At 48.6% G+C, this 13,942-nt stretch carries 13 protein-coding genes; 12 read left to right on the forward strand and 1 reads right to left on the reverse strand.

The genetic code is table 11. The features are described 5' to 3' along the window. Positions 1-28: 28 nt before the first annotated feature. Positions 29-925 carry a LysR family transcriptional regulator gene (locus AB840_RS03895; RefSeq protein WP_048513524.1) on the forward strand — a complete coding sequence of 299 codons (897 nt, stop codon included), beginning with the start codon at positions 29-31 and terminating at the stop codon, positions 923-925. 108 nt (positions 926-1,033) lie between these two features. On the opposite strand, the gene AB840_RS03900 is transcribed toward AB840_RS03895, so the two are convergent. Then, on the reverse strand, positions 1,034-3,211 hold the full coding sequence (locus tag AB840_RS03900; protein ID WP_048513525.1) for a Tex family protein: 2,178 nt from the start codon (positions 3,209-3,211) through the stop codon (positions 1,034-1,036). A 180-nt stretch (positions 3,212-3,391) separates the two neighbouring features. On the opposite strand from AB840_RS03900, the gene AB840_RS03905 reads away from it, so the two are divergent. The 11 genes from AB840_RS03905 to prmC all read left to right on the forward strand — a co-directional run bounded on the left by AB840_RS03905 (position 3,392) and on the right by prmC (position 13,936). Continuing rightward, on the forward strand, positions 3,392-3,802 hold the full coding sequence (locus AB840_RS03905; protein ID WP_048513526.1) for a Fur family transcriptional regulator: 411 nt from the start codon (positions 3,392-3,394) through the stop codon (positions 3,800-3,802). A gap of 75 nt (positions 3,803-3,877) precedes the next feature. Continuing rightward, a complete protein-coding gene (locus tag AB840_RS03910; protein ID WP_048513527.1) occupies positions 3,878-4,714 on the forward strand; it encodes a deoxyribonuclease IV in 837 nt (278 codons plus the stop codon). A gap of 12 nt (positions 4,715-4,726) precedes the next feature. Beyond that, on the forward strand, positions 4,727-5,878 hold the full coding sequence (locus tag AB840_RS03915; protein ID WP_048513528.1) for an exonuclease SbcCD subunit D: 1,152 nt from the start codon (positions 4,727-4,729) through the stop codon (positions 5,876-5,878). Then, a complete protein-coding gene (locus AB840_RS03920; RefSeq protein ID WP_048513529.1) occupies positions 5,875-8,919 on the forward strand; it encodes an AAA family ATPase in 3,045 nt (1,014 codons plus the stop codon). The genes AB840_RS03915 and AB840_RS03920 overlap by 4 nt, the downstream gene beginning before the upstream one ends. A gap of 82 nt (positions 8,920-9,001) precedes the next feature. Then, on the forward strand, positions 9,002-9,481 hold the full coding sequence (locus tag AB840_RS03925; RefSeq protein ID WP_048513530.1) for a YbaK/EbsC family protein: 480 nt from the start codon (positions 9,002-9,004) through the stop codon (positions 9,479-9,481). A 13-nt stretch (positions 9,482-9,494) separates the two neighbouring features. Then, complete coding sequence (locus AB840_RS03930) at positions 9,495-9,857, forward strand: VOC family protein (protein WP_048513531.1); 363 nt, start codon at positions 9,495-9,497, stop codon at positions 9,855-9,857. A gap of 3 nt (positions 9,858-9,860) precedes the next feature. After that, entirely contained in the window at positions 9,861-10,571 is a 711-nt protein-coding gene (locus AB840_RS03935; RefSeq protein WP_048513532.1) for a tRNA threonylcarbamoyladenosine dehydratase, read from the forward strand. A 211-nt stretch (positions 10,572-10,782) separates the two neighbouring features. Continuing rightward, a complete protein-coding gene (gene rpmE / locus AB840_RS03940) occupies positions 10,783-10,989 on the forward strand; it encodes a 50S ribosomal protein L31 (RefSeq protein WP_048513589.1) in 207 nt (68 codons plus the stop codon). Positions 10,990-11,060: 71 nt separating this feature from the next. Then, positions 11,061-11,993 carry a DUF1385 domain-containing protein gene (locus AB840_RS03945; RefSeq protein ID WP_048513533.1) on the forward strand — a complete coding sequence of 311 codons (933 nt, stop codon included), beginning with the start codon at positions 11,061-11,063 and terminating at the stop codon, positions 11,991-11,993. 4 nt (positions 11,994-11,997) lie between these two features. After that, positions 11,998-13,083, forward strand: coding sequence for a peptide chain release factor 1 (gene prfA / locus AB840_RS03950; protein WP_048513534.1), 1,086 nt, complete (start codon positions 11,998-12,000; stop codon positions 13,081-13,083). Beyond that, entirely contained in the window at positions 13,076-13,936 is an 861-nt protein-coding gene (gene prmC, locus AB840_RS03955) for a peptide chain release factor N(5)-glutamine methyltransferase (RefSeq protein ID WP_048513535.1), read from the forward strand. Before prfA ends, prmC begins: the two co-directional genes overlap by 8 nt. Positions 13,937-13,942: the final 6 nt, after the last annotated feature.

The raw sequence follows: 13,942 nt of genomic DNA on the forward strand, positions 1-13,942 counted from the left end.
TGATGAAATGTCAAAACAAGGGGGCGCGATGGATACAGAAAAATGCCGCATACTGCTTAGGGTTATTGCCGCGGGGAGTCTTTCGGCCGCGGCGCAAACACTAGGGTATACCCCGTCAGGAGTAACACGGGCCGTGAATGCATTGGAACGAGAATTTGGATTTCCGGTGTTGACGAGAAGTTCTCAGGGAATTGATGTGACGCCAAATGGTCAACGTATGTTGCCGATTATTCGGGAATTTGTGCGTCGGGGAGATAGTGTTCGTGAATTGGGTCTTCAAATACAGGGGTTGGAAGTTGGCGAATTGATGATTGGGGCTTATTACAGCGTAGCTGCCAATTGGCTTCCTGATATTATTCGGTCCTTTCAGGCAATCTATCCCCAGATTCGCATTCATATTCTGGAAGGCGACAATAAACAGCTGTACGGATTGCTGAATGAGCAGAAAGTTGATTGTTGCATTATCAGCCGCCGGGAATATCAGGGAGAATGGATATTTTTGCAGTATGATGAACTGGTGGTATGGCTGCCGGAGGATCACCGGCTGGCGCAGGGCAAGGTCTATCCGTTAGCGGCATTGACAGAGGAAAAATTTATTGAGCCATTGCCGGGCGGGGATACCGATGTGGCGCATGTTCTGCAAAGGGAAGGTGTTACGCGTAATATACAATTTACGGCACTGGATAACTATACAACGTACCGAATGGTAGAAGCAGGGCTGGGAGTCAGCATCAATAACCGCCTTATGACAGCATCGTGGAAGGGCAAAGTAAAAATACTGCCAATGGATCCGCCGCGGTATATAGAGTTGGGTATTGCCATTCCGTCTCTGGCGGAGGCATCACCAGCGATGAAACGCTTTGTTGATTATATCAGGAAATGGGTGCAGGACCGGCAGCCTGTGACTAATACATGTGGAAATTAATGGATTAGGGAATTCAAGTCAACAATAAGTCCATGAGTATAGATAGTCATAAAAAACAAAAACGCTGGCGTAAAGAAGTCGCAGCGTTTTTGTTTTTTATGAAATTGTTTATGCGTTTTCTGTATCGCGCAGCCGTTTCATGGATAAGCCGATGCGCCCGCGTTCGGCATCGACAGAAATAATCATGGCGTCTATAATGTCGCCGACTTGTATAATATCCGTTGGATGATGAAACGGATGATTGCATAGTTCTGAACGATGAATCAGACCCGGAGTTTTCAGTCCAAAATCGATAAAAGCGCCGAAATCCACAACATTGTGTACCGTGCCCCGGACGATAGCACCTATTTTCAGTTCGTCCAGTGATAGGATATGTTTGCGTGTCAAGGGTTGTGGCAGCTCACTGCGTACATCACGACCCGGCTTGCGCAGTTCTTCGATGATATCCCGAATGGTAGGTTCTCCGGCCTGCAGCTTTTCTGCCAATATAGGCACGGCATTCATTTGCAGCTTTCGCTGTAGTTCTCGCAGTGTTTTCGCGTGCTTTACGTCTTTCATCGTCAGTCCGTAATGTTCAACGATTTTTTTGGTTAGCTTGTAGGATTCAGGATGGACAGAGGTATTGTCCAATGGTTCTTCGCTGTGTTTGATGCGCAGAAAACCGGCACATTGTGTGAACGTAGCCGGTCCCAGACGGCTGACGGATAACAACTCTTGACGATTGCAGAAGGGACCGTTTTCGTTGCGGTAAGCAATAATATTGGCTGCTGTAGCAGCGGATAGGCCGGATACATGCTGCAGGAGCGCAGCAGAGGCTGTATTGAGGTCGACACCAACATAGTTTACGACGGATTCTACAACTTCGTCGAGCGTGGCCGACAGAGATTTTTGATTTACGTCATGCTGATATTGACCGACACCGATAGATTTTGGATCTATTTTGACAGCTTCTGCCAGCGGATCCTGCAGGCGTCGGGCAATAGAGACGGCGCCGCGGATTGTAACATCCAATTCCGGCAATTCTTCCCGGGCTAAATCAGAAGCAGAGTAGACAGATGCTCCTGCTTCATTTACAATAATATAATGACAGTCCAGCTGGTCATTTTGAATGAGATTGGATACAAATTGCTCTGTTTCATAGGATGCGGTGCCGTTACCAATCGCTATGAGGGATACGCCATAGCTGCGGATTATGTTGGAGAGCGCGTGAGCGCTGTCTTTATATTGCTTTTCCGAACTTGTCAGATGATAGGTACCGTAGGTCAGGACGTGTCCTGTAGTGTCAATGACGGCAGCCTTACATCCTGTGCGGTATCCTGGATCAAGTCCCAGGGTGATTTGTCCGGTGAAGGGCGGCTGCAGGAGCAGGCTGCGGAGATTTTTAGCAAATACAGAAATAGCCTGTTTTTCAGCTCGTGCCGTCAGATCAGCACGGATTTCTCTCTCCATTTGAGGGAAAATGAGACGTTTGTAGCTGTCTGCTGCAGCATTTTTGATGATCTGGGTATACGGAGAGGACCTGCGCAGCGCCATTTGCACCAGTTTTTCAATATGACCATCGGTGTTTTCTGCTAAGGTTACCTTGAGAATCTTGCGCGCTTCGCCGCGGTTGATCGCCAGAATACGATGACTGGGAAGTGTGCTGATGCGTTCGCTGAAATCTTTATATGTTAGCAGCGATGAAGCTTCCTTTGCCTCTGTTTGCAAGCTGCATTCCAGCTTGGCGGTTTTCCATAGTGCCTGCCGAAGCCAGCGGCGGTATGGCGTCAGCTCGGACAGTCGTTCAGCGAGAATATAGGCGGCACCCTGGATGGCGTCTTCAATGCTGGGGAAGGCGTTGTTGAGATACGGACAGGCAGCTGCTTCCGGCGGCATACCCGTGGAGTCCTGCTCCCAAAAATGATCTGCCAGAGGTGCCAGACCAGCTTCCCGGGCTATGGAGGCTTTGGTTTTCTTTTTTTGTTTATAGGGCAAATAGATATCTTCTATTTCCTGAAGGCGGCGGGCTTGTTCCAAAAGAGCGGCTAGTTCATCGGTCCATTTTCCTTGTTCCGTAATTGCTTGACGTACGGTTTCTCTGCGGTCTGCCAGTGCCTGCTCATGTTCTGCCTGTTCTTTGATCTGGCGCAGCTGCACTTCGTCCAGGGTACCGGTCGCCTCCTTGCGGTATCGGGCGATAAAAGGAATTGTATTGCCGTTTTCCAGCAGGTCTAGCGCGGTACGCACCTGCTTTGGTTGTATATGAAGTGTGTCTGCTATGCTGTGAATGGTTTTTTCGTCTGTCATATATAGCTCCTTTCTTTCTCATTATATATTATGCTTGGAATTTTTATATCCGTCAAATTGAAAAAAAATATTTAAAATGTTGAAATTTCTCTTAATAACCGTTACAATATAATAGAGAATACTTTTATCGTATTCGCTATAAATATATTGAAATATATTTTATATGAAAGGGGGATATATATGGATATTGCTGAAGTGTTACGCAACAATGGATACAAGGTCACGCCGCAGCGTCTGGCTGTATATGAGGCTATTGATCACAATATGACTCATCCAAATGCGGAAGCTATCTATAAGAAGCTGCAGCCAAAGTATCCTTCCATGAGTCTGGCTACAGTGTATAAGACAATGGAAATTTTTGCAAAGATCGGCGTAGTGCAGGTATTGCAATGTGAGGAAGACGCGCACCGTTATGATTACAATACGTCACCGCACGCACACATTCGCTGTGTCAGGTGCAATCGTGTTATGGATGTCAATGTAGATCAGAAGACGCTGGCTGCAAATGCGGCAGATCAGACTGGCTTTAAGGTAGATAGTGTTAACATATCTTTTACCGGATTATGTAAGGATTGTCAGAAACAGGAATAGAATAGTTCTTGGTTACCGGCTGCAGTAAAACCACATGTGTCTTTGCTGCAGCTTTTTCATTTATGAGGTGGGCATATGCTGCATATAGGATGTCATTTATCGGTTTCACAGGGCTTTTTGCATATGGGGCAAGAGGCGCTTTCTATTGGGGCTGACACGTTTCAATTTTTTACGCGCAATCCCCGCGGCGGCAGCGTGCGGCGGTTGGATATAGAGGATATGGAAGCTCTAAATGAGCTGCTGCAGTCGCATCATTTTGCTCCTGTTCTGGCGCATGCCCCGTATACACTGAACGGCTGCTCCAAAACGGAAAGAACACGGCAATTTGCTGTAGAAGTTATGACTGAGGATCTGCGTCGTCTGGAACATCTGGATAACTGCCGTTATAATTTTCATCCGGGCAGTCATGTCGGGCAAGGGGCAAAAGCCGGCATCGGACTTATAGCAGAAATGCTGAATCAGTGTATGTTCCAGGGCCAGAGAACGACTGTCCTTTTAGAAACGATGGCCGGCAAGGGAACGGAAGTCGGGAGAAACTTTGAGGAACTGGCCGCGGTTATGGATAAAGTCGGCATGGCGGACCGTCTCGGCGTATGTCTTGATACCTGCCATGTTTTTGATGGCGGCTATGATATCGTATACCGTCTTGACGAGGTATTGGAAGCCTTTGATCGTATTATCGGGCTGAATCGGCTGAAGGCTGTTCATATCAATGATAGCAAAAATAATATGGGAAGTCATAAGGATCGTCATGAAAAAATTGGTGAAGGCTATATTGGCATGGAGGCTTTTGGCCGTATTATCAATCATCCGGCGCTGCGGCAGCTTCCCTTTTATTTGGAAACTCCAAACGATCTGGAAGGATACGCCCGAGAAATACAGCTGCTCCGTCGGGCATATATGGAAAAGTAAGGAGATGACAGCATGCGAATTTTACATAGTGCAGACTGGCATTTGGGGAAAATGTTTTATGGGGAGTATTTGACAGAGGAACAGGCGTATGTATTGACAGAGCAATTTCTGCCTATGTTGAAGGAAGAAAATGTCGATGCCGTCGTATTAGCTGGTGATGTATATGATCGCAGTTTGCCACCGGCCGGTGCCGTAGAATTATTCGATGAAATCGCGACAAAAGTGACGGCAGAGCTGGGGGTGCCTTTTTTTGTTATCAGCGGCAATCATGACAGCGCGTCCCGTCTTTCCTTTGGCAGCCGTCTTTTGGAAAAGCAGAACCTATATATCGCCGGTGAGCTCGATAAGTTATCGGGGCCATATATTTTGGAAGATACATACGGTCCTATCGCTTTTATTGCGGCCCCATTTGCGGAACCGGCGTCTGTTCGGAATCATTTCGGAGATCATAGCATACGGGATCATGAAACCGCACTGGCCCGGCTTTTACAGCAACAATCGCGGGGGGTGGAACAAACAGTGCGATCCGTCTGTATTGCCCACACCTTTGTGGCCGGCGGTATGGGAAGCGATTCGGAGCGTCCATTATCTATCGGTGGTTCCGATGCTGTCGATGCGGCTCTTTTTGCACCCTATACATATACCGCACTGGGACATCTCCATGGACCGCAGCAGGCCGGCAGTCCGTCCATCCGCTATGCGGGCAGCCTGCTGAAATATTCTTTTGGTGAGGTCCGGCAGAAAAAAGGTGCTGTGCTTGTAGATATTGGTAAAAGCGGTCTGGTGTCGACAACCTTTTTACCCTTTGAGCCACGTCATGATGTACGTATTATTGAAGGCTTTTTTGATGATATTATGAACAAAGATGACGTGCGGCGCGATGACTTTGTCCTGATACGTCTGTTGGATACGGATCCTATCCTGGACGGGATGGCAAAACTGAGAAAAAAATATCCGCAGGTTCTGGCGCTGGAAACTCCAAACCGGCAAAGCAAGTCTGGATCGGCCCGTTCATTTGATTTGCGAAAATCGACGGAGCAGCAGTTATTTGAAAGTTTTGCCTCCGCCATGCAGCCTGACCGGCCGCTGACTGAGGCAGAACGGGCTTGTGTCAATGGACTGTGGAGAAAGTTGCTCACTGGAGAAGGTGAGGGATTGTTATGATACCGATTTATCTGGAAATGAATGCCTTTGGGCCGTATGCTGATAAGCAGGCCATTGATTTTCAAGTGCTGGAGGATCGCAAGCTTTTTTTGATTTACGGCCCCACTGGCGCTGGCAAGACGACGATTTTGGATGCCATGTGCTACGCCTTATATGGGGATACAAGCGGCGACCGTCGTTCAGGAACGCATATGCGCAGTGAATATGCGTCGCCGGAGCAGCCGACGTATGTTGTCTTTTTATTTGCTGTGGGGTATAAGCGGTATCGTATCGAACGAAGCCCAGAGCAGCAGATTGCAAAAAAAAGAGGTACAGGTCTGAGAAAAGCGGCATCAGCCGCGGTTTTGTACGAAGTAGACGAAAACGGCAACGATACAGCTGTTATTGCTACAAAAAATGTCAATATAGAAATCGAGCGGATTTTAGGTTTTAAATCGGAACAATTCCGTCAAGTTGTACTTTTGCCGCAGGGAGATTTTCGCAAGCTCCTGCTGGCTAATTCCAGTGATCGTCAGCAGATTATGCAGACTCTGTTTCGCACACAGCGGTATGCACGCCTGCAGGAAATTGCCAAGGAACAGCATGATGTGATCAAAGATCAATACCAGATGATTGCCGGTCATATTGAGCAATGCCTGCAGGCTGCTGGCGCTGCGGATGCAGAGATGCTGTCTTGCCAGGCAGCGCAGCTGCGAACGAATCTGCAGCATACAGAATATGCCTTGAAAGTTGCCGGAAAAGATCGTGATGCCTATCAAACGGTTGTGCAGCAGGCGCAGGCTTTATTCAGCCATTGGCAGGCCTTGAAAATAAGTCGTGGCCGGCAAGTGGCTCTGGAGGCAGAGCGTGATGCGTTTAAACGCCGACGTCTGCGGCTGGAAGCGCTGCGACGGGCACAACTTTTGGCTGAACCTTGCCGGCATGTAGATGAGATTCAGAAAAAAGGCTCGGCAGCAGGGAAAAAAGCTGTTGAAGCCGGGAAAGAATTGGAACAGGCCAGAATACGGCTGATGAATGTAAAAAAAAGCAATGAAGAATTGGAAAAAAAACATGATGCCTATCAACAGGATGTGGATCGGCTGGCCCGCCTGCAAGGGCTGTTGGAAAAAGCGCAGAATTATGGACAGCTGTGCCGGACGGCAGCCGCCATGCAGGCAGTATCAGACCAGTCGTCTGATCGTCTGAACGCACTTAGCCAAATGCTGAATACGTATAAACAGAAACTAGAGGACCGGCAGACTGCGGCGGCTGGACAGGCTGATTTAGCGGCGGCGTTTGAAAAGGCCAAAGCGGGGTTGACGGCATTGCGGGAAAGACTGCAGCGGGAGCTATCTGCCGAAAGTCTGCATGCAACCATTACGGCGGCAGAAGCGTCCTGTAAAGAGGCGTCGGCAGTTTTATCCCGTGCGGCGGCTCAATCCCATCAGGACAGTGTGGATTATGAATCAGTTCATGCTTTGTTTTTACAAGGGCAGGCGGCCCTGTTGGCCGAGGGACTGATTGATGGACAAGCGTGCCCGGTCTGCGGGTCTGAAGCGCATCCGCATTTGGCAGTGACAGTAGAAAACCTGCCGCAGAAAGAAGATGTCGAGCGGCGCAAGCAGCAGGCCGCTGCCAGCGAAGGCAGGCGGCAGCAGGCAGAAGTGGCCGTTCGTACCAAGGAAGCGGCTCTCCGGGAACAGCAGCGCCAATATGCGGAATTACGTCGGCAGTCTCCCTTCGCAGGAACGAGCCAGGAATGGCAGATGCGGCTTCATACAGCAGAACGAGAACTGACTGTTTTGCAGGCCCAAGTGCGTCAGGCGGCACGGCTTTCTGAAGAACTGCTGCAGTTGCAACAGGATGCCGCTGCGATGGAAACAAGCGTACAGGCGGCGCGGCAGCAGGCAGAGCATGATCGCCTGGCCATGGCCAGGGCCATGGAGGCCAAAGCTCAGGCAGAACGGGACCTTCCTGAAGCATACCGGCAGGTCGAGTATTTGCGAAGCGATATAGAACGGCTTTCCGGCCAGCTTAGACAGTACGAGCGGCAGCTCCGTCAAGTAAGACAGGATGTACTGGCTGCTGAAACCGTATTTGCCCGCTGGGGGGAACAGGAGAGAATGCTGGCCCAGCAAGTGACAGAGTTACGTTGCCAGTATACGGAGGTGTTTGCGGTACTGAAGGAACGAATTCTGCAGGCGGGCTTTGCTACGGTTCAGGAATGCCGGGAACTGCAAAAGGATATTTCCTGTATTGAGGAAGAACAGGCTGTATTGGCAGCGTATGAAAAAGATGTTCAGCAAGTGCAGGGACAGATCCAACAGGAGGAACAGGCTGTAGGACGCCAAGATGAACCGGATATGGAAGCGTACGGACGAACCTTGACCGAAAAAAATGAGGAATGCCGCCGTCTTTCTGAGGAAGCTGCCCGTATTGCGGGCCAGCTGAAGCAGCTCGAGGAAGCCCAGACGAGAGTCAGGAACTGGCAGCAGGAACAGAGCGGCCTGACAGAACAGTATAAGACGATGGGAGCTGTCTATGAGCTGATTAGCGGTCGGCAGACTGGCGTTAATTTTGAACGGTATGTGTTGGGGGCACTGCTCGATGAAGTGCTGACGGCAGCTAACGGACGTCTGGATCAAATGAGCCGTCATCGTTATGAGTTGCAGCGTTCCCATACCTGGGATGACAAGCGGATTAGACAGATTGGTCTTGATATCGAGGTGTTTGATAATTATACAGGGTATGCCCGGCCGGCCAATACGCTGTCCGGTGGGGAAACATTTCTGGCTTCTCTGGCTTTGGCACTGGGACTGGCAGATATTGTGCAGGCCTATTCCGGCGGTATTCATCTTGATACAATATTTATTGATGAAGGTTTTGGAACCCTGGATGGAGAAACTCTGGATTTTGCGCTGCAAACGTTACTGGAATTGAAACAAGGGGGACGTCTTGTCGGGATTATTTCGCATGTGCCGGAACTGCGGGAGCGGATCGATACACGCTTGGCGGTTCATAAAACAGATCGAGGCAGTACGGTGGCCTTTGAGCTGTTATAATTAAAAAAATAGTTGACCATCCTGCAAAAAAGAATATAATGAAACAATAACAATGCACTTTTTTAGTAGGAGGAAGCAGACCATGTCTATTGAGAAAGTAAAAAATTATTTTTCCCAGTGGGGAATGGAGAATCATGTGCTGGAACTGGATCATTCCAGTGCTACTGTTCAAGAAGCGGCAGAGGCCTTGCATACAGAAGGAAAACGGATTGCCAAATCCATGTCCTTTCTAGTAGAGGATAGACCGATTTTGGTTATTTTTGCCGGCGATGCCCGGGTGGATAACCATAAGTATAAGCAGCGTTTTCACCAGAAAGCATCCATGATCAAGCATGACGATGTGGAACGTCTTATTGGGCATCCTGTGGGGGGTGTATGTCCTTTTGCCATTAAACCTGGTGTGGATGTATTTTTAGATGAATCACTGAAACGATTCGATACGGTGTTTCCGGCTTGCGGTACGGCTAACAGCGCGATCGAGCTGACAATTCCTGAATTAGAACAATATTCGCATGCCAAAGAATGGGTAGATGTATCCAAAGACTGGCAGGAAAACGTATAAGGAGGATATATCTGTGCAATTTATATTTAAACATACGAACTTTAACGTTCTGGATCTGCAGCGCAGTTTAGCTTTTTATAAAGAAGCATTGGGATTGACCGAGGTCCGGCGTATTGAAAAGCCTGATTTTACGATTGTCTATGTAGGTGATGGTATTTCTGATTTTCGGTTGGAATTGACTTGGTTGAAGGGGCGTAAGGAGCCGTATAATCTTGGTGAAAATGAATTTCATACGGCTTTTGCCGTCAAGGATATTCAGGCGGCCTTGGCAATGCATAAGGATATGGACTGTGTGGTGTATGAAAATCCGGCTATGGGTATTTATTTTATTGCGGATCCTGATGGCTATTGGCTTGAAGTCGTCCCGGAACGATAGGCCATGAAACAAGAATATACACAGCGGACAGCCCGCCTGATCGGTCAGGATAACGTGGATGTGCTGGCTGAAAAAAAAGTATTGCTATTTGGTTTGGGCGGGGTTGGTTCGTTTGTTGCTGAAGCGCTGTGCCGCGCTGGGATTGGGCATTTGACTCTCGTCGATGCGGATGTGTTTGATGCGTCTAATCTAAATCGTCAGCTAGGTGCTACCGTGCCGTCGATCGGACGGCATAAAACTGAGGTTATGAAGGAAAGGCTGCTGGCGATTAATCCGGAACTGCATGTCGAAACCCACTGTATTTTTTATCTGCCCGATTCACAGCAGGGCTTTATCTCTCGTTCCGGTGCCGATTATGTAGTAGATGCTATTGATACGACAAGTGCTAAAATTGCTATTATCGACGAAGCCTATCATGCGGGAATACCTGTCATATCTTCGATGGGAGCAGGAAATAAACTGCATCCTGAATACTTTGAGGTAGCAGAAATAGAAAAGACCTCCGTCGATCCGCTGGCAAAAATTATCCGCAGAGAATTAAAAAAAAGGAATATTCATCATATCAAGGTTGTATATTCCAGGGAACAGCCCCGCAGGGCCATCACGAGCGGTGAAGAAAAACGACCTAGCCCGGGCAGTATTTCCTTTGTGCCGGCGACGGCAGGGATGATTTTGGCCGGAGTCGTTGTCCGGGATATGCTTCATTTAGATTGATATCATTTTTTTTTGCAGTATGCGGTGAGGTGCGCTTTTAGAACTGCCAGATTTTTAAAAGGCAGATTTATACGGCAGATATGGGAATGTTTGGCCTGATGGATGAAAATTTTAATAAGAATGGTCATCCTTTTTCTTGCATTTCACTATGCTCTGTGCTATACTATCCTAGCATAGGATTTGTATGATTGATAAGAAAGAGGTGTGAATGGTGAAGGAAGGTATACATCCAAAGTACGGTACAGCCGTAGTCACATGTGCTTGCGGCAATACTTTTGAAACCGGTTCAACAAAATCTGAACTGCGTGTTGAAATTTGCTCTAAATGCCATCCGTTCTTTACGGGACAGCAGCGTAATCAGCAGGCTCGTGGCCGTATCGAACAGTTTAATAAACGTTATGGTAAAAAAGCTAAATAAGCAGCAGTACAAACGAGCAGCAGAGCAGAAATGCTCTGCTCTATTTGTATGTATAGAAGGAGGGGTGTTCAGTGAATAAGCCTAAAACATATGTAGGCGGCCAGGCCGTGATTGAAGGTGTTATGATGCGCGGTCCTGAATATATAGCAACGGCCGTCCGCACACCGTCAGGAGAAATTACAGTCAAAAAGGATCCGGTTCATTCGATTACGGAAAAATATCCTATTTTAAAGAAGCCTTTTATTCGGGGGAGCGTCGCTTTATGTGAGTCTCTTGTATACGGAATGAAAAGCTTGTCCTATTCGGCCCAGGCTGCCGGTGAGGAGGACGAACAGCTTACAGGCAAGCAGATGGCTCTTACGATGGCATTTTCTGTTGTTTTGGCAGTCGTTTTTTTTCTGCTTATTCCGACCTATGGGGCTAAATTTATTCCCGGGGTGGAAGATAGCCCTGTGCGTTTGAATATTGTGGAGGGCGTATTGCGCCTTGCTATATTTTTGCTGTATATATGGGGGATCTCTCTTACCAGTGATATCCGGCGCGTTTTTGAATATCATGGCGCGGAACATAAAACGATTTGGACGTATGAATCGGGTCAGCCCCTAACCGTGGAAAATGTTAAGAGGCATAGCCGCCTGCATCCGCGGTGCGGTACGAATTTTCTTCTTATCGTTATGGTGGTTTCCATTTTTGTATTTGCATTTTTAGGATGGCCGACTCTGGTGGAACGGGTTTTATCCCGGATTATCCTAATGCCGGTCGTGGCTGGTATCAGCTATGAAATGATACGTCTGGCCGGACGTACGAGGAATCCCTGGGTGCAGTTGCTGTTTAAACCGGGACTGTGGCTGCAATATCTGACAACACGAGAACCTCACGCCGATCAGATTGAAGTCGCTATCAAGGCACTGGAAGCAGTCAAGCCGGCAGAAGAAACACCCCATACAGATGCGGCGGTGGGCATTCCGTCAGTAAGCGAAGAGACAGAGGAGAAGGAGAGATAAGAACGTGTTCATCGATAAAGTGCAGGCAGTAGAAAATAAATTTATGGATTTGGAGCAGCGGATCAGCGATCCCGATATCATTGCCCGGCAGGAGGAGTGGCAGAGGCTGACGAAAGAGCATGCCGCTCTGTCGCCGATTGTTGAAGCTTTTAGGAGGTATAAAGAGGTATCGGAAGTGATTCGGGGGGATAAAGAAATCCTGGATGATCCTGAAAGTGATGCAGATTTAATCGCCATGGCTAAGGAGGAAATGAGTGATCTCGTCAAAGCACAGGCTGCGTTGGAGGAGCAGCTCCATCTGTTGATGCTGCCTAAAGATCCTCAGGACGATAAAAGCGTTATTATGGAAATCCGTGCCGGAGCCGGTGGTGACGAGGCGGCTTTGTTTGCTGGAGATTTATTCCGCATGTATATGAAGTACATTGAAAAGCAGTCAGGATGGAAGGCTAGCATCATCAGCTCTAATGCGCCTGAATTAGGCGGCTTTAAAGAAGTGATTTTTTCCGTTGAGGGAGCCGGGGTGTACGGCAGATTGAAATACGAATCAGGTGTACATCGTGTACAGCGTGTACCAGTCACAGAGGCTGGCGGACGTATTCATACGTCGACGGCTACGGTAGCCGTGCTGCCGGAAGCGGAAGATGTGGAAATCGATTTGAATATGGATGATGTCCGCGTCGATTATTATCGGGCCAGCGGTGCTGGCGGCCAGCACGTCAACAAGACGAGTTCGGCTGTCCGTATGACGCATATCCCCACGGGGATTGTCGTAGAATGCCAGGATGAACGATCACAGCTGGAAAACAGGGCTAAGGCTGTCCGGGTTCTAAAGGCACGGCTTCTCGATAAGGCGCGTCAGGAGGCTGATGCAGAAGTAACGGAAGCGCGGCGCAGCCAAGTCGGTACGGGAGATCGCAGTGAACGTATCCGGACCTATAATTTTCCGCAGGGACGCGTCACCGATCACCGCATCAATCTGACCTTATACAAGCTGGAAAATATCCTCAACGGCGATGTGGATGAATTTATACAAGCATTGGCAGAAGCCCGCCGGTCTGAATTGATGAAGGAAGAAGAGGAACATGACTAAAATCTGGACCATAGGGGAGCTTCTGCAGTGGACCCAGCAGTTTTTTGTCCAGAAAGGAATCGATTCAGCCCGTCTGGATGCAGAAATTCTTTTGGCACACGTTCTTCGGAAGGAACGGATTTATTTATATTCTCACTATGATGAACCCATGAATCCGCAAGAGCTTTCTGTTTACCGGGATATGGTTAAGCAAAGAGCCGGGCGGCTCTCTGTCGCACATATTTTGGGGAGAAAAGCGTTTATGGGGATGGATTTCTGTGTGAACCGAGATGTATTGGTGCCGCGACCGGAAACGGAACTGCTTGTGGAAACAATTTTGGAACAGGCCGGGCGTGACGGGGCAGTATCTGTTCTTGATATTGGCACGGGCAGCGGGGCTGTTATTCTCAGTATTCTGCAGTATATGCCTCAGGCTTGCGGCAGCGGCGTGGATATTTCCCCGCAGGCGCTGGCGGTTGCGAAAAAGAATGGTGCGGCGCTGCAGTTGTCGGAGCGAGTAACGTGGATTGAAAGCGATATTGTATCCGGTGTGTCTCCACAGGTTTTTGACTGGATCGTTTCGAATCCGCCGTATTTGACGCAGGCAGATATGGAGCAGCTGGAACCGGAAGTTAGGTATGATCCTCCGCAAGCCCTATTCGGTGGGACAGACGGACTGGATATATATCGCCGCATGGCTGAAGAATGTTGGTCGTACTTGAAACAAGACGGCTTTTTTGCTGTTGAAATCGGCGCCGGACAGGCCAATGAGGTAATCGCTGTTTTTACGCATACTGGAATGTACGGTCACGTTCGTACCGTAAAAGACTATGGCGGCATAGAACGGGTGATTTTATTTACACGAAAAGGGTAGATGTAT

This window comes from Megasphaera cerevisiae DSM 20462 (assembly GCF_001045675.1).
Classification (GTDB): domain Bacteria; phylum Bacillota; class Negativicutes; order Veillonellales; family Megasphaeraceae; genus Megasphaera; species Megasphaera cerevisiae.